The sequence below is a fragment of the Lysinibacillus sp. NPDC048646 genome (assembly GCF_050272295.1).
In the GTDB taxonomy this organism is placed as follows: Bacteria; Bacillota; Bacilli; order Bacillales_A; family Planococcaceae; genus Lysinibacillus.
On record NZ_JBNNLZ010000005.1, the window covers coordinates 114,663 to 131,292 of the forward strand.

Genomic DNA, 16,630 nt, shown 5'->3' on the forward strand with positions numbered 1-16,630 from the left:
ACTCCCGCTACACAAATGACGAATGATTATTTGTAATGGTTTTGTAATATACCGCTATATATTTCTCAGGCAGTAAAAAAAAGGCAGAGGAATTTTTCCCCTACCTATTGTTTCATGGAACGTAAAGCTTGAATAGATAGCCGTACTAATAGGATTGCACATAAGAACAGACCTAAGTACGCTGCTGTATTTAAGTAAACCGCATAGGAATCATGTATAAATTGCGAGATAGCTAATAGCGCTACAGATATAATACCAAATGTAATCCCAACGAGTAATAAGACGAAACGTGAAAATAACTGCGTTATAAAACGAGCATTATGTTCATCTGAAAAAATATCATGGTGTAATATAATTTTCCCACTTTCAACTCGTTGAATGAGTTGGTCAACTCTTCTTGGCATTTTTCGTAATGTTGGAATTAACATCGATAGCTCTTCTTGCAAACGTTCCTTTGTAGCCATCGGTTCTTTAAAAGGCTTTAGAAATGCTGCGCGCATATAGGCGGAAGAAAAATCTTTTGCCTCTGTGAAAATATCAAATTGTCGATCAATGATTCGCAAAGTACCATCCAACGTCACTAATGAGCGAAGCGCCAGACCGACAGAGGGATAAAACGCAAGGCCAAAATCACGGACAACGGTAAATAGCGAGTGAATCAACTCTTCAGTTGGAATACGATCTACATAAGTGATTTTCAACAATATTTGATCTATTGCTTGCTCCATTCTAGCCCGTTCTGCATGAGCAGCATTTTCTACTAATAGCATTAAACCATCATATAAGATACTCGAATCATTCTGCTGAATACCCATTAAAAATAGCTTTAAACCTTCTTGTTGAGTCGCTCCCAAGCGTCCGACCGCTCCGAAGTCGAGAAGAATCGGCGTACCATCTGTCTCATCAATATATATATTGCCAGGATGCGGATCTGCATGAAATATTCCTGAAAAAAGCATTTGCTCAAAGAATGAATACAATACAGTCTGCGCAAACTGCCTGCGATCTATTGATAGCCGTCTAAATTCTGATGCGCCTTCTGCTACACTTTTCCCACGTACATATTCCATGACAATAATGTCTTCATCACTGTATTGTGTATAAATTTTAGGAATGCGAACCTTATAATCACTTTTCGCAAGCGCATTCGTTACCTGCAATGTATTACGCACCTCAATATCTAAATGGATTTCCTCACGCAAACCATCCGCAAATCCACCTGCCAACTCTCGAAAACCCAGCGACTCAGCCCACGTTGACTTGCTTGTAAGCCAGTTCGCGAATTCCTCTAATATATCCAAATCATCACGCATTATGCCTTTCACTTCTGGACGAAGTAATTTCACCACAACTTCATCGTAATTTTTCAGTCGTGCCTTATGTACTTGTCCAATGGATGCTGCCGCTAAAGGCTCCATATGAAAAGAAGTGAATACCTCATCTACAGCTTTTGGAAGGGAATGTGCTAAAATCTTTGTGACTTGCTCCGGTTGCAACGGCCTCACACTTTGCTGAAGTCGTTCTAATTCATCTATGAATATGGGCGAAAACAATTCTTTACGTGTCGATAATACTTGACCAAATTTGATGAATATCCCACCGCATTGCTCCAATGTCGTTCTGAGTGCAATTGCGAGCTCCTTTTCATTTTCACGCTGTCTTGCATATTTAATTGTTTGTACAACACCATTTGTGACTGCTATTTTTAATACCTGGCGTAATCTCTTTTGTTGACGCCAGTAACTTCGTAACCTTAATAGTATCGACCTCTGTCCATGTCTTCGATCTCCACTAGCAATACCACTCGAATCAAAGAGCTCAAATACGAGGTAGAGCAGCATGGAGATAAGGAGCATGCTGCCTATCCAAATTAGCGTACTCACCTCTGTCACAGTTTGCATCATGGATTCCGATAAAAAATTTGTATGACGCAAGTATGAATACCAGTAGACAAAGGAAGTGAGTGTCACACTTATAACAACAGAAAGCACTCTTCGTACAAAATTAATACTCGAACCTATTAAACGACCACTAACAAAGTAAATGATTCCCGAAACGACTATGATTTGAATAAGAAATTTCACATAAATCAACAGTACCACCCCCGTTGTATCTTCCTAATACTGCTAGTATAACAAATACATGCCTGCACTTTCTTTTACAAGCTCACGTCGGAAAACAATAAGTGAATATAACAGCTATTTTTTCTACCCACCAAATTTTTCGAACATCCAGTATCCCAATCATTAGACATTATTTGCTTTGTAAAACCACTACAAATATTGAAATTAAGAAATAATTATCATTGATAATATACCCACCAAGGTATATCATTAACTTATATAAAGATTTAACAAGATTATAGACTTCACTATTTATTGTTAATTCAACTTTCCATCTTATCTATACCCCAATAAGTATAAAACAATAAAATAAAAGGATGTGTATGTACATGAGTAAAAAGTTTTTAGTAATAGGTGGCGTTGCAGGCGGTGCCACAACAGCCGCAAGAATTCGTCGCTTAGATGAACAAGCCGAGGTTATTATGTTTGAAAAAGGTCCCAATGTATCGTTCTCAAATTGCTCTTTACCGTTTCATTTAAGCGGAATCGTTGAAAACAGTAGCAAATTGATTTTAATGACACCACAGGCTTTTCAATCAAAATACAATATCGAAGCACGAGTTAGTCAAGAAGTAGTTTCCATTAACCGCGATGCAAAGACCGTAACTGTAAAGAATTTAATAAACGACACTATCTATGAAGAAAGCTACGATACGTTGGTGCTATCTCCTGGCGCAAGTCCCATCGTACCAAACTTAGCGGGCGTCGATTCTCCTCATGTATTTACTGTTCGTAATGTAGTAGATATCGAACGATTAAACAATTATGTTAAAAGTGATGATATAGAAGATATTGCCGTAATTGGTGGTGGCTTTATCGGTGTAGAAGTGGCAGAAAATCTACGTCTTGCAGGTTTCAACGTCTCTCTCGTCGAATTTAGTAACCAAATTATGATGCCGTTCGATTACGATATGGCACAAATTTTACACAAAGAAATGATGGATAAAGGTATCCACGTCATTGTGAATGATGGTCTCGCTAAAGTAACCGAAGATTATGTAGAACTGAACTCTGGTAAACAAGTGAAAGCGCAGGCTGTCGTACTTGCGATTGGCGTTCGCCCAGAAACTTCTCTAGCCAAAGAGGCAGGGCTTACAATCGGTGAACTAGGTGGTATACAGGTAGATGGCAACTATGTTACTTCTGATCCATCGATTTACGCTGTTGGCGATGCAATTGAAGTATTCCATCAACAAACTCATAAACCAACTCGCCTTGCTCTAGCAGGCCCTGCACAGCGTCAAGCACGCGCAGCTGCCAATCATATGTATAATATGTCTCAACAGAACAAAGGAGTAATCGGATCTGCAAGCGTGCAAATTTTCGATCTGACGTGCGCTGCCACAGGGTTAAATGAAAAAACAGCGCTTGCGAATGGCTTCCAAGCAAAAAGTGTATATATTATAGCACCCGACAAAGTAGGCTTAATGCCAAATAGCAATCCTCTACATTTTAAACTTGTCTACGAAGTGCCAACAGGGAAAATTCTTGGTGCTCAGACTATCGGAAAGGGCAATGCCGACAAACGAATCGACGTCATTGCGACAATGATTACAATGGGCGGTACATTAGAAAACCTAAAAGAGCTTGAACTATCGTACTCTCCGATGTTTAGTACAGCGCGGGATGTTGTTAATCTAGCAGCACTAGTTGCACAAAATCAGTTATTTGGTCATTACCAGCAAGTTGATGTAGAGATGGTTCGAGATTTAGTTGAAAATAACGCGTATATCTTGGATGTCCGTGAGAAAAATGAATATGAGGTTGGACATTTAATTAACGCCATTAATATTCCACTAAGTGAGCTTCGTGAACGTATGAACGAAATTCCAAAGGATGTACCAATTTATGTACACTGCCGCTCTGGTCAGCGCAGTTATAATGCCGTTATGGCTCTACAAAATAATGGCTACTCTAACGTTTATAATATAGCAGGATCATTCTTAGGCATTTGCTTGTATGAATACTTTAATGACGTGACAACAAATCGAGAAAAAATTGTTACAGCCTATAACTTCAAATAAGACGAAAGGGATGCCGCTAAATTGCAGCATCCCTTGTGGTTTAATTCGTAGAAAGCACTTGCTCCCAATCAATCGTGTTGTTTTTTACTTGTTCTCGTTTCTCTTTGTCCATTATATCGTTCGGACGTCCACCTTTTGGCCAATCTTTATCATGATTTGCCCATTCAGGTCGATCCTGCGCTAAAATATATGCAGCTAAATCAGAAGCGTCTTGATCTGTTAAGGTCCCACCAGCACCTATCGGCATGTTATTTTGAATGTAACCAGCCATTTTTGACAGACGTGCCATACCTGCTCCATCATTAAAGGAATTTTCACCCCATAATGCCGGGCCTGTATTTGCACCAGTACCAGAGCCATCTGTAGCATGACAAGCGATACAAGACTGTGCATAAAGTTCCTCACCATTCGCTACATCAGGAACGGGAACGCTCTTCATATTACTCGTACCAGCCCATTCACGTTCTGCCCCTATTGGAACACCTTGTGAAATATAGGCAAAGTACGCTACCATCGCTTCCATCTCATCACTATTGATTTCAAATTTCTTACCATTCATGCTTCGTATCATACAGCCATTAATACGTTCTTCAATTGTTACAATACTTCCTGAACGACCAATGTATTGTGGATAATTTGCCATAACACCCACTAATGACGAGGCTTGTTCATCATAACCTGCTCCTGCATGACAACTTGTGCAAGATAATTGATTTCCAACGTATTCATCTGCGGCAACATGTGTATTATTCACAAGCTCATAACCATATAAAATAGCTTCTTTCATAGGTCCATCTGGTACTTCTTCGATACTTGGTGGTGCGTAGACAACTTTCTGAGAAGCTGCTGTTGTCGGTATTTGTGTTTGTAGCGTCGCATCTGCTGTTTCTCCATTCGCATCACCTAAGATTTTATCGCTGATGACCGCTCCCACAAAAAGTGAACCAGCTAATAATACCGTTCCGGCTATCCCCGTTACTATCGCTTTCATCTTTCATACCCCCCTCTGTATCGTTAACTTTACTTTAGCAAAATAATGTATTTATGGATGTGATTTTTCTCACAAGTCTTTATATTTGAACCTTATATACAACAAAATTGGATAAATATAGAAACGATAATTGTGCTACAACAGAAAAAACTAGACTTAATACCCCTTTATGTATATCTTGCTTTATGCTAGAAAAAAACCGAGCACATCGCTGTACTCGATCACTGCCATTCTATTAAAGTTTACATTCTCCATCCGCACATGCATTTTCCCCATTGCCAACCATTTTCAACGAGGACTTCACACCTACCATTTCAGCAGTTTGATGCAATGTACGTACGAAAACTTCATTTGGCTCTGCCCCTTTAATCCCATAACGATTTTCAAATACAAAAAACGGTACACTTTGCACACCAATTTGTTGTGCATCGTAACGATCCTCATTCAATTCTTCTATAAAAGCATCACTCGAAGAAAGCACTTCCTTTGCTTCAACGACGTTTAGGCCTATGTCTTCGATAACCGTTAGTAAAACAGCCTCATCATTTAAATCTTTACCTTCTATATGATAGGCAGCCATTAAAGCTTTATGATAAGCTACTTCTTTACTATATTGTTTTGTCCATTTTGATAAGCGATGAGCCTTCTCTGTATGCGCCGTTTTCATGTCATCATAATTATAGGCAAGCCCTACTTCCTTTGCTCGCTCCACAATACCAACCGTCATTTGCTTCGCTTCTTCTAATGTCACCTTATGATAAGCTATTAAATATTCATAAAAGTCTTGGCCCTTTTCTTTTGGTGCCCCCGAATCAATTTGGAACGCTTTAAATTCTATTTCTACTTGTCCAGTATAACCAGCCTCTTCAATCGCTCGCTCTAATTCCTTTTCCCCTATATAACAAAAAGGGCAGGAGAAATCAGAAAATATTTCGACTTTCATAATAACCCCCCTACAAAATATCCATCCAAATCTTTATGGCAGTTGCCAATATCAGTACAGCTAAAATACTTTGCAATGCCTTCGTATTCATATTTTTCCCCGCTTTTGCTCCTAATGGCGCAGCCATTAAACTAGCTACAATCATTATCGCTGCCGGATAATAATCAACTTGGCCTGTCATTAATTTTCCTATTGTACCACCGATGGATGAAATAAAGGTAATTGCTAAACTTGAAGCAATCGTCATGCGTGTTGGAATCCCTAATACAACAAGCATTATCGGTACGAGCAGGAAGCCACCTGCAGCTCCAACAATCCCTGAACCGATCCCCACGATGAACGCCAGAATTGCTGCTAACACTTTATTAAAGCTAACCTCATTCATTGCCTTATCATCAATTTGCTTTTTCGGGATAAACATCATCACCGCTGCAATCAATGCTAATATACCATATACGACATTAACACCTGTCTCCGATAAAAATTGAGAACCATAACTACCGACAAAGCTACCAGCTAAAATAGCTGCCCCCATATAAATAATGAGTGACTTATTCAAATAGCCACCTTTACGGTAAGCCCACACCCCTGCAATCGAAGCAAAAAATACTTGTACAGCACTAATACCCGATACTTCATGTGCTGTAAACGCTGTAAAGCCAAGTAAAGGTGGAATATACAATAACATAGGATATTTAATAATCGAGCCACCAATACCTAGCATTCCCGACACATATGAACCTACAAAACCGATTAAAAATATTGTAATGATCCATGTTAAATCCATTATTTTTCCTTCTTTCTTTCATTACACCTCTGGGTAATAAACATCCCGAAAGCTTCATTTGAATGAAGACGAAAGGTGAGTGTCCAAGCTCGAACACTCACCAACCACATTACGCTTTTTGAATAAAGAATGTAATGACACCAGCGTCTTCGGATTGGTCCAGGATTGTGTGACCTCCTACTTTTGTCCAAGCTGGGATATCTGCTAAAGCACCCTTATCTGTTACTTGCACTTCTAAAATTTCACCCGAAGCTAGAGTATCCATTGCCTTTTTCGTTTTCACGATGGGCATAGGGCAAGATAAACCTTTTGCATCTAACTGTAAACTTGAATTCATGTTAATCTCCTTTTTGTGTGCTAATTGTGTGTGAATTGTGTGTGTGCCAGGCACTATCTCACTGCACAGCGATTCGGTCCGATTTCCATTTCGGTTTGCTCATCTTGAGCCGGCGTAATTTTACCCATATTCACTTGACGAATTTCTTGGTAGGCATTCGGTTGTGGTGGTAAATTATTTGTTACAATGCTATGGAACTTTGCCTCGTCTTCAATATTTAAACCATGGTTTTCAGCAAATAATTCACCTAGAGGTTTAGCCACAGTGCCATCTTCATTTAGCTCATCAATAATCATAAAGTGAGCAGGTAACACAACTAAATCATCCGAAAGTTCACGGTAACGTTTATAAAGCGTTTCACGTAAATCCCCAACCCAATCTTCTGCAAGTCCAGCTAAATCTGGGCGTCCAATTGAATCTATAAATAAAATGTCCCCAGTCATTAAATATTTGCCGTCAACAACAAACGATGTTGAACCGATTGTATGACCTGGCGAATAAACGGCTCCTACATCAATTTTGGATGCACCAATTTGTACCGAAGTACCATCTACTAATGGCTCATAATCATATACAACCTCTTCTGCATCTTTCGGAGGCAGATAATACATTGCACCAGTTGCAGCTGCAATATGACGCCCACCCGAAATATGATCTGCGTGTAAATGTGTATCAAATACATGCTTGATTTTTACGTTTTTCTCACTTGCAAAGTTTGTAAATACTTCTGTGAAACGAACCGCGTCAATAATTGCAGCCTCACCCTCAGAGATTACCATATAAGAAAGGCAGCCTTTACCTAAACGTACGAACTGGTAAAGCTCGCCTCCACCTGTTAAATCCCCTACTTTAATCGGCTCTAAATATTCACTCCACGTTTTCATACCACCTGCTAAATAACCAACTGTAATCCCAGCTTCCGCTAACATTTCAGCCACCATCACCGACGAGCCCTCTTTCGCACAAACAACTAATACATCTTTGTCAGTCGGGATCTTCGGTAAAATTCCTTCTACACCATCTAAGAGCTCGAAATACGGAATATTAAGGTACTCAAACTTATGTCCATCAATTTTCCAATCCTCAAATGCATCCGCATTACGCACATCTAAAATAAATAATTCATCATTATGAATAACTTTTTTCGCTACATCTGCAGCGCTCCATTGTTGTATTGACACTAAAAGTACCCCCTAAGGTATTATTTTATTGATTTTTTTAGCGGAAAGGACATGCCTCTCCGCTTATTGTTATATACAAAAAATTAAAACGTTAATGATGGTGCGGCATCTTTAGCAAATTCTAAGAACGTCACAGCGCCTCCAACCGCAATACCCTCTACTAAATCCTCTGTTGTTAAACCCATGACATCCATTGTCATTTGACATGCAATAAACTTCACACCTAATTCCTGCGCCATTTCTACTAATTGCGGGATAGCAGGAACATTCGCTTTTGCAAAGCCTTCAGCAAAATGTTCTGTTCCAGCAGGCATTGGTAGTGCGTGCATACCTTGCTTGTGAATTAAATTTAACCCTTCGAATGTGAAGAAAATTGCTACTTCTTTGTCAGAAGCCGCAGCTGCTGTTGCGATATTGAATACCTTATACGCGTCAAAAAGACCACCATTACTTGCAATAATTGCTACTTTGTTTGACATATTAAATTCCTCCAATTACATAGTTTTTATTAGTTCGCCCGTCCAAGCTGTCATACCTGGAAGTACGTTATATACCTTAGTAAAACCATTTTCAACAAGCTTTTGCGCTGCAAAATCGCTACGCTTTCCTGTACGACAAATTACATATATCTCTTGTTCCTTATCAAGCTCCGAGATACGTGCCACAAGATCGCCCATTGGAATAGATATTGCTCCATCAAGATGACCGAAGGCGAACTCTACCTCTTCACGTACATCTAATAGTAGCCCTTTTTTTCCAACCATTTCAGCCAACTCAATAGTCGGTTCAAACGCTTTTTCCGTTACAGTGTCGTTTGCACATTTACGAATATAATGCTTTAACACAGCATCTTCTTCTGTTGTACCAATGTATTGATGACCTACAGTTTCTGCCCAAGCAGCAATATCCGCCTTAGAACCTTTATCCGTTGCTAAGACTTCTAAAATTTGACCATCCACTAAATCAGCCATTGCTTTTTTCGTTTTCACGATGGGCATAGGGCACGATAGCCCTTTTGCATCTAGCTGAAAATCTACTTTATTACTCATAACTTCCTCCTTATACCTATATGGGTATTATTTTAGATAAAAAAATATAGAGAGGTGCTAAGAAAATCTGCCATACAAGCTCTTACTGCACTTCACCTTCCCAGGCAAGCATGCCGCCAATCATATTTGTTACATTAAAACCTCGATCTTCTAAATATTGTGTAGCTCGACCACTACGGGCACTTGAACGACATACCATAATATATGGTTCATTTTTATTTAACTCATGCATACGGAATTCCAATAAGCCCAACGGAATATGAAGGATGCCTGGGATATGCCCAGATTCCACTTCATCTACTTCACGTACATCAATCAGTCTTAAAGCTTGCCCTTGTTCTAGCGCTTGTTGTACTTGTTTTGCCGAAACTTCTTTCATAACATTGTCCTCCTAATAAGCGCCCATGCCTCCACGAACATTTGTTACACGCTCGAATCCTTGTTTTTTAAGTTGCTTACAAGCTTGACTACTACGCATACCACTTTGACAAATGACAACAATTTCTTTATCTTTCGGTAGTTTGTCAAAGTTAGAGCCAAGTGGGATATTTTTAAATTGCGGAATATTACGCCCCTTGTATTCAGCTGCCGTTCGCACATCCACAAATACTTTGTCCTTATCATTCAACATACTTTTTAGTTGTGCTGCCGATATTGACTGGACACCTTTTGTTGGCTTCATCCGCCACACTAAAAATGCAATAACGATCGCAATGATAATCCATGTTTCCAAGTGATAGTTCCTCCCAACTCCATACTACAAAGGGTATATATAATTTATCTACTTTTCACGACTAAATCCATCGCTTCTTGAATAGCCGTATTCATTTTTTCCGAATCTCCTTCGGCAGTCGTTACACAATTCAACAAATTCTCACTGACAATAACGCCAATAGTCCGATCAACTGCTGAACGCACCGCAGATAGCTGTGTAATAACGTCCTTACAGTTTTTTTCCTCTTCCATCATACGTAAGATCCCACGCAATTGACCTTCCATTCGCTTCACTCGATTTGCTGCTTTTGCATCGTACGCCATTCTTGTGCACGCCTCCTTCCGAATAAAATATTCAACTTGCTTACGTGTTTTATATTATACCCCATTAGGTATAATGTCAACATGAATGCATAAACATATTTTGTTGCATGTCTTGTTAAATCCTATCAATCTGTCCGTGCGGCGCGTGCGCTTTATCCATCAATTTATGGTTCTATCCGTCAATTCGAGAGTTCTATCCATCAATTCCATGGTTCTATCCATCACTTTGAGAGTTCTATCCATCAATTTCATGGTTCTATCCACCACTTCGAGAGTTCTATCCGTCAAAACACATGCATTAAAATAAAAAAACCTGCCACAAGCGAGGAAACGCTCATAACAGGAAATTTTATTCTTATTTGGCTAATTGCATCGCTGGACCAAAGAATTCATAGTGAATTTTTTCGTCTGCAACGCCAATTTCATGTAAGTTTTTAATAACCGCTTCCATAAAGCCAGAAGGGCCACATACATACACATCCGTATTATTCGCTACGCTTTCAGCCAATAATTCTTTCGTAATGAGCTTGTCCTCATCAGAATATAACGCGGTATATGTTGCATTTGGAAGAGTATTTACTTTTTCTTTAATGTCATCACTAAATGCTACAACTTTCTCATTGCGAGCACACTGAATGAAGTTCACTTCATTTGCCGCATCGTCTTTTAAAGATTGAAGCATACTATTTAATGGTGTTACGCCAATACCACCACTTACAAATGTGATTGGTGCAGATGTTTCTTCTAAAACAAATAGACCTGCTGGAACACTTACGTCTACCAAATCACCAACTTGTAAAACGTCATGAATGAAGTTTGATACTTTACCGTTTGGTGTATGATCGCTTTCACGTTTTACAGAAATGCGGTACCCATCTTCTGCTGTTGCTTGTGAAAGTGTATATTGACGATTCATTAAATAATCTTCCCCAGGCACTTTCACGCGAAGGCTAATATATTGTCCTGGCTCATACGCTGGTAACAGAGAACCATCCTCGTTGACAAAATAAATAGAAGTTACAAGGTCACTTTCAACTTCTTTTTTTGCTACTTTTAATGGTTTGAATAAACGCCACCCACCATTTACCGCTGCTTTTTGATATAACTCTTCTTCTACTTGAATGAAGATATCTGCAATCACGCCATACGCCTCAGCCCATGCATTAATAATGTCGTCTGTTGCTGCATCTCCAAGAACTTCTTTAATCGCTTTTAATAAGTATTCTCCTACAATTGGGTAATGCTCTGGTAAAATACCTAAACTACGGTGTTTATGAGCGATTAACATAACTGCCGGTAAAATAGCCTCTAGATTTTCAATATGAACAGCTGCCGCGTAAACAGTGTTTGCTAACGCTGTCTGTTGGCGCCCTTGTTCTTGGTTCGTGTGATTAAAAATATTTAATAATTCCGGATGAGCCTGAAACATATTTTTGTAAAACGTCTTTGTAATTGCTACACCATGAACTTCTAATACTGGAACTGTCGCTTTAATAATTTGTACTGTTTCTTGTTTTAACATATCGCATACCATCCTTTCGTGATTACAATATAACGCTTTCAATCCCCTAAAGCAATATATTAAATACATCTTTAACAAAATAGACATAATTAATGTATTTTAAATACATCTTTTCAAAAGGCATTCATATTACTATGAAATAGAGGATAATGCTATAATTATTTAAGAACTTTAGAAAGTAGGGTGTTCTAATGCGATTAACTTTATACACAGATTACTCCCTTCGGACACTTATTTATCTAGGAGCGAAGGAAGACGGTCAACTATCAACTATTCAAGAAATTTCAGATGCCTATAATATATCAAAAAACCATTTAATGAAGGTGACACACCAGCTTGGACAGCTTGGTTATATTGAAACGATCCGCGGGCGCGGTGGCGGTATTCGTCTGGCAATTGATCCAAAGACTGTTACAATCGGTGAAATTGTGCGCCATACCGAAGAAGACTTTCACCTGGTGGAGTGCTTTGATAAAGAAAATAACCTCTGTAAAATAGCCCCTGAATGCCAGCTAAAAGGCGTACTATATGAAGCACTGCAAGCTTATTTAGCCGTACTGGATCGCTATTCACTCGATGATTTTTTACATTCCAAGGAAAAATTGATGGCTTTATTGCTCGGCAAATAGAAATACCCGTCCCAACTTTTGGTTGAGCGGGTATTTCTTTTTTACTTAGTTGACATTTATAAACCTGTAATGACAAGACCTCTCCAAGGATAGGACAGCTGCTTCTTCTAATGTAGGTTTTTTTCACAGCTCGATTTCACGACAAAATAAAAATCGAGGAGTGTTTCGCCTCGATTTATAGTACCTTTGAAAACAAAATCATATCTAAGGCACGAATACCATTTTCATAGATTGGTTGTGGATAACTACTAAAAAAATCTTTTTCAATTGCTTCCATACGGAAACCAGACTTTTGATAGAAAGCAATATTATCAATACTGGAATTTGCCGTGCCTACAATAATGTTTTTATAACCTTGCGATGCACTAATTGCTGTAATTTTTTGCAAGGCTACTTTACCAATACCTCTACCTTGAAACGCTGGTACGATGGCGATATTTTTTAATTCAACGGTTGTGGCAGAGTGTGCAATGAGCAAGGCAATACCCGCTAATTTTTCACCGCACTTAATTTCATATAAGTCACCTTCATTCATATATTGACGAACGGCTACTTCACTTTCATCCGCAATCAATAACTGTGGCAAATAGCTTTCACGTGACTCTTCTACCTTCTCTAGAGAGGTACAGTGACGAACAAAATCCTCACGTTCAAAGACATTTAAAACACATGGTTGTTTTTCCTTCACCTCTAACCAAGAATGTTCTTGGGAAAAATCCTGCTCTACACCTAGACGGATAAATGGTATTTTCTCTTGCGCTTTTTGGGAGCGAATATTGACCTTTCTTGCCCCTGCAAAAACGCGCTCTAGCCCTAACTCAAAAAACGCAATTTCTAGTATTGCATTTTTTGCCTCTAGATTATAGCCCTTTCCCCAAAATTCATAACCAAGCCATGAACCAATATGACAGCTCTTTTTGGTATGGTCTATAAACATCAGTGCCGTCACACCGATGACTTGTCCTTCCTCGTTCAAGACAACACGAGGAACAGTCTTGCCCGCTTCTTCATCTATACATTCTCGTTTAATAAAATTTATCGTATCTTCTACTTTGCCGACTGGTAACCCAAGTGCATCTCTCACCTGTGGCATTGAAGATAATGCATGCATCGCTTCTGCATATTTAATGTCGTGCTTCACTAAAGTTACTGCCATACCATATTCTCCTTTTAATCGTTATTACGCTTTTTTATACCAAACATGCATCGGATTTTTTTCCTCATCCTCTACTGGTAAATGTATCATTTGAAATACCCGATCAGTCTCAGTCTTCTGTAAGTCAGCGTATACCTCACTTGAGCGACCTAAACCTACCGCTATGGCATCTGCTAGTGAATTGGCAAAATAGGCCTTATCTACACCAGCCATCGCCATTGCACCAAAGCACATTGGACATGGTGCACCGCTTGCATACATCACCGTACCACTTAAATCGATAGAATCTAGTTTTTCCTGTGCACGTCGTAATGCTAATAACTCTGCGTGCCCCGTACTATCTGGACGTAGATGAAGTTCATTGACTCCCTCGCCAATGATTTCGCCGTCTTTCACTAATATAGCTCCAAATGGCTGGCCTCCCTGCGCAACGTTTTTAAGCGCTAGCTCTACAGCTCGTTCCATCCATTTATTCATATATACTCCTCCCTCTACTTAATTATACGTAAACTGCCAGGATACACCGAAACGATCCTCAATCCAGGCAAATTGTTTAGAGAACCCATAATTCTCAAGAGGCATTAATACTTGTCCACCCTCCAATATTAGCGCTACCAGGCTTTCTATTTCTGCAAGTGTCTCACATTCTACAAAAATAGATGTGGCAGGTGTAAAAGTAAAGTCATGCTTCTCTATACTATCATTCATCATAATTTTCAGACCTTTTAAATTAAGAACAGCCATTGCAACTTTCTGAGAATTCTCCATATAAGTCAAATTTTCCACTGTTAAATCTGTAAACCATTGTTTATATTGCTGGATTGCCTCGTGCGCTTGTCCTTGGAACATCAAAAATGTTGTAGCACTTTTCATTTGTTTAATTCTCCTTCATATTTGAGAATCCATTCAGCTGGTGTCATTTTTGATACAAGTTCGCCAATCAAATCATAAGGAATATTTTTAGAACTCGTAAAACGAATGCAACTTTTCCCCATATTTAGCTTTGTGGGTACACACTTGGCATACTCGTCTTGAAACCAAGAAAGCAATGCCTTATCTGTATATATGCCCATGTGATATACAGCTATATGCCTCTTTTGAGCTGCAAGACTAATAAACGGCAGCGGAGTATTTGGCGTTACATGGTAACCTTTCGGATATATTGATAACGGCACAACATAACTTATCATGTCATAGTTCATTGTTCGTTCAAAGCCATCTGGTAAATTAAATTCCACTACCTCCACTAGCTTAGTCAAACTATCGCGCCATTTTTCATCTACTTGTTCAATATAAGTACTCATACTTTGCCCTCACTTTTTAACATAGTGTCGTTTGCCCCTAGACAATATATCTCCCTTTGCAGAAAACTTCAAAGCAGCTATGAAAGCATTCTACACATAATAATAATAAGTTATTTGCGTGTAATCGCTATTGTCCCATAGATTCTTCCTCCGCTGCGTTTTTACTAAGAAACCTTTATTAAATTATGCATTTCCTTCACTTTTTGCTTTTCGATGTAACTCTTTCGTCTTAAAGCCTTGTCTTGTAATTTCCCGCATTTCATCTAAACGTGCTCGCTGTGTTTCTTCCTTTTTCGCACTATAAATATAGCGAGCCCAGTCCTTCTGATACCCTGGTGTTAGTCCATCATAAAAGGCTAAATCATTTACATTTTCTACAAGCTGGTCTCGCAATTGCGGAACCATGCTTTCATAATCGCTAACACATTGACTATTTGCGGTCTTTTTCTTACCACGCGCCTTACTATCTCTCTTAATGCTCAAAATGGAAAACGTCTCATCAAGAGACATAAGACTTGCAAATTTATAATCACTACCGACAATATATTTTTCTTCATCTACCTGAATGGCTGGGAAAATTTCATCACGATGAATAAACTGTTCATACTTTTTATTACCCTTTTTTGGATATACGAAAAATAAATAGCCTTGCTCAGCTAGCACATTAGCCTTGAGCGTACTGTGTAAATAAGTTACCATGTCATCAACTGAAAACACAAAGGAAATGATACGATCATACGGAGCATCGCCCGCGTGTGAAATCCCATCTAATATCATCTCCTGTGGCTGGTTTAGAATTGTAAGCGAGAGCCCATCCTTTAATTTAAATTTCTTTTGCATGTCTTTCGCACCTCTTTCAATTTCAAGTATCCTAAATTTAGCACAAAAAAGGGAGACGTCTCAAAAGTTGGAGACGCCTCCTTTCTGTAACTAAAGTATTACGGACATAAAATTATACATCCGTAATGGAAACATTACTATTTAATTTTTGAAGAAGTTACTAAACCTTTTAGAATCGGAATGGCTGTTCCAATCAGTACGAATGGTAGGAACCACCAGCCTAATGTCTCTACTTTCTCTAAAGCAATGTGAACCATTTGGAATGAGATGAATGCAAATAAAATTAAGCAAAAATTTTTCACTTCATTTAATATTTTTCGGCTATTTAAATAAAATTTCTCAACGTTACTCTCGTTTAAACGTGCAGGATAGTTATGCATATGTGGTGCTTTTTCAAGTAGCCACAGTAAAACCCACAAAAATATCCCTATCAACGGAAGGATAAATAATTCGATTTTAGAACCCCATCGATTCACTTCTCCCGCACCGTTAAAATGCGCTGGAATTTCATCGGGTATTTTTCCCCATATCACAACAATATATAAGATAGACACAACAAATAACCCACCACCAATATAGTCCCACACCTTTTCATATCTCGTCTTTGGTAATTTTAAAATTGGTCTGTACATCGGCACACATCCTTGTTTAATCATTCATTTATTGTACGTATCACGTCATATTAAGTTTCAAGTTCACTTAATGT

The 16,630-nt window shown here is 38.8% G+C and carries 20 protein-coding genes; 2 read left to right on the forward strand and 18 right to left on the reverse strand.

The window, feature by feature from the left end:
• Positions 1 to 104 precede the first annotated feature (104 nt).
• The gene (locus ACQKII_RS08205) at positions 105 to 2,093 is read right to left on the reverse strand and encodes an ABC1 kinase family protein (RefSeq protein ID WP_427458179.1); all 1,989 of its coding nucleotides are present in this window, start codon (positions 2,091 to 2,093) and stop codon (positions 105 to 107) included.
• A 359-nt stretch (positions 2,094 to 2,452) separates the two neighbouring features.
• Between ACQKII_RS08205 and ACQKII_RS08210 the strand changes: the two genes are divergently transcribed.
• Positions 2,453 to 4,147, forward strand: coding sequence for an FAD-dependent oxidoreductase (locus ACQKII_RS08210; protein WP_427458181.1), 1,695 nt, complete (start codon positions 2,453 to 2,455; stop codon positions 4,145 to 4,147).
• A gap of 40 nt (positions 4,148 to 4,187) precedes the next feature.
• On the opposite strand, the gene ACQKII_RS08215 is transcribed toward ACQKII_RS08210, so the two are convergent.
• The 11 genes from ACQKII_RS08215 to hmpA all read right to left on the reverse strand — a co-directional run bounded on the left by ACQKII_RS08215 (position 4,188) and on the right by hmpA (position 11,995).
• Positions 4,188 to 5,138: a c-type cytochrome gene (locus tag ACQKII_RS08215; RefSeq protein WP_427458183.1), complete on the reverse strand. Its 951-nt coding sequence runs from the start codon at positions 5,136 to 5,138 to the stop codon at positions 4,188 to 4,190.
• Between the two features lie 235 nt (positions 5,139 to 5,373).
• Entirely contained in the window at positions 5,374 to 6,081 is a 708-nt protein-coding gene (locus tag ACQKII_RS08220; protein WP_427458185.1) for a DsbA family oxidoreductase, read from the reverse strand.
• A gap of 10 nt (positions 6,082 to 6,091) precedes the next feature.
• Positions 6,092 to 6,868, reverse strand: coding sequence for a sulfite exporter TauE/SafE family protein (locus ACQKII_RS08225; RefSeq protein ID WP_427458187.1), 777 nt, complete (start codon positions 6,866 to 6,868; stop codon positions 6,092 to 6,094).
• A gap of 109 nt (positions 6,869 to 6,977) precedes the next feature.
• Positions 6,978 to 7,205, reverse strand: coding sequence for a sulfurtransferase TusA family protein (locus ACQKII_RS08230; protein WP_427458189.1), 228 nt, complete (start codon positions 7,203 to 7,205; stop codon positions 6,978 to 6,980).
• A 53-nt stretch (positions 7,206 to 7,258) separates the two neighbouring features.
• Positions 7,259 to 8,386 carry an MBL fold metallo-hydrolase gene (locus ACQKII_RS08235; protein ID WP_427458191.1) on the reverse strand — a complete coding sequence of 376 codons (1,128 nt, stop codon included), beginning with the start codon at positions 8,384 to 8,386 and terminating at the stop codon, positions 7,259 to 7,261.
• An 83-nt stretch (positions 8,387 to 8,469) separates the two neighbouring features.
• Complete coding sequence (locus ACQKII_RS08240) at positions 8,470 to 8,865, reverse strand: DsrE/DsrF/DrsH-like family protein (RefSeq protein WP_427458193.1); 396 nt, start codon at positions 8,863 to 8,865, stop codon at positions 8,470 to 8,472.
• A gap of 15 nt (positions 8,866 to 8,880) precedes the next feature.
• Positions 8,881 to 9,435: a sulfurtransferase TusA family protein gene (locus ACQKII_RS08245; protein ID WP_427458195.1), complete on the reverse strand. Its 555-nt coding sequence runs from the start codon at positions 9,433 to 9,435 to the stop codon at positions 8,881 to 8,883.
• 82 nt (positions 9,436 to 9,517) lie between these two features.
• Entirely contained in the window at positions 9,518 to 9,814 is a 297-nt protein-coding gene (locus tag ACQKII_RS08250) for a rhodanese-like domain-containing protein (RefSeq protein ID WP_427458197.1), read from the reverse strand.
• A 12-nt stretch (positions 9,815 to 9,826) separates the two neighbouring features.
• Complete coding sequence (locus ACQKII_RS08255; RefSeq protein WP_427458199.1) at positions 9,827 to 10,168, reverse strand: rhodanese-like domain-containing protein; 342 nt, start codon at positions 10,166 to 10,168, stop codon at positions 9,827 to 9,829.
• A 44-nt stretch (positions 10,169 to 10,212) separates the two neighbouring features.
• Positions 10,213 to 10,473, reverse strand: a complete 261-nt coding sequence (locus ACQKII_RS08260; RefSeq protein ID WP_143996957.1) for a metal-sensitive transcriptional regulator — start codon at positions 10,471 to 10,473, stop codon at positions 10,213 to 10,215.
• A gap of 355 nt (positions 10,474 to 10,828) precedes the next feature.
• Positions 10,829 to 11,995, reverse strand: coding sequence for an NO-inducible flavohemoprotein (gene hmpA / locus ACQKII_RS08265; RefSeq protein ID WP_427458201.1), 1,167 nt, complete (start codon positions 11,993 to 11,995; stop codon positions 10,829 to 10,831).
• 191 nt (positions 11,996 to 12,186) lie between these two features.
• Between hmpA and ACQKII_RS08270 the strand changes: the two genes are divergently transcribed.
• Entirely contained in the window at positions 12,187 to 12,624 is a 438-nt protein-coding gene (locus ACQKII_RS08270; RefSeq protein WP_143996955.1) for an Rrf2 family transcriptional regulator, read from the forward strand.
• Positions 12,625 to 12,799: 175 nt separating this feature from the next.
• Here ACQKII_RS08270 and ACQKII_RS08275 read toward each other — a convergent pair whose 3' ends face one another.
• The 6 genes from ACQKII_RS08275 to ACQKII_RS08300 form a co-directional block, all read right to left on the reverse strand.
• Positions 12,800 to 13,780, reverse strand: a complete 981-nt coding sequence (locus ACQKII_RS08275; RefSeq protein ID WP_427458203.1) for a GNAT family N-acetyltransferase — start codon at positions 13,778 to 13,780, stop codon at positions 12,800 to 12,802.
• Between the two features lie 24 nt (positions 13,781 to 13,804).
• Positions 13,805 to 14,257, reverse strand: coding sequence for a nucleoside deaminase (locus ACQKII_RS08280; protein ID WP_427458205.1), 453 nt, complete (start codon positions 14,255 to 14,257; stop codon positions 13,805 to 13,807).
• Positions 14,258 to 14,275: 18 nt separating this feature from the next.
• On the reverse strand, positions 14,276 to 14,653 hold the full coding sequence (locus tag ACQKII_RS08285; protein WP_427458207.1) for a VOC family protein: 378 nt from the start codon (positions 14,651 to 14,653) through the stop codon (positions 14,276 to 14,278).
• On the reverse strand, positions 14,650 to 15,084 hold the full coding sequence (locus tag ACQKII_RS08290; protein ID WP_427458209.1) for a DUF1801 domain-containing protein: 435 nt from the start codon (positions 15,082 to 15,084) through the stop codon (positions 14,650 to 14,652). Before ACQKII_RS08290 ends, ACQKII_RS08285 begins: the two co-directional genes overlap by 4 nt.
• 183 nt (positions 15,085 to 15,267) lie before the next feature.
• Positions 15,268 to 15,924: a YdeI/OmpD-associated family protein gene (locus ACQKII_RS08295; RefSeq protein ID WP_427458211.1), complete on the reverse strand. Its 657-nt coding sequence runs from the start codon at positions 15,922 to 15,924 to the stop codon at positions 15,268 to 15,270.
• Positions 15,925 to 16,061: 137 nt separating this feature from the next.
• Entirely contained in the window at positions 16,062 to 16,556 is a 495-nt protein-coding gene (locus ACQKII_RS08300; protein ID WP_427458213.1) for a DUF1648 domain-containing protein, read from the reverse strand.
• Positions 16,557 to 16,630: the final 74 nt, after the last annotated feature.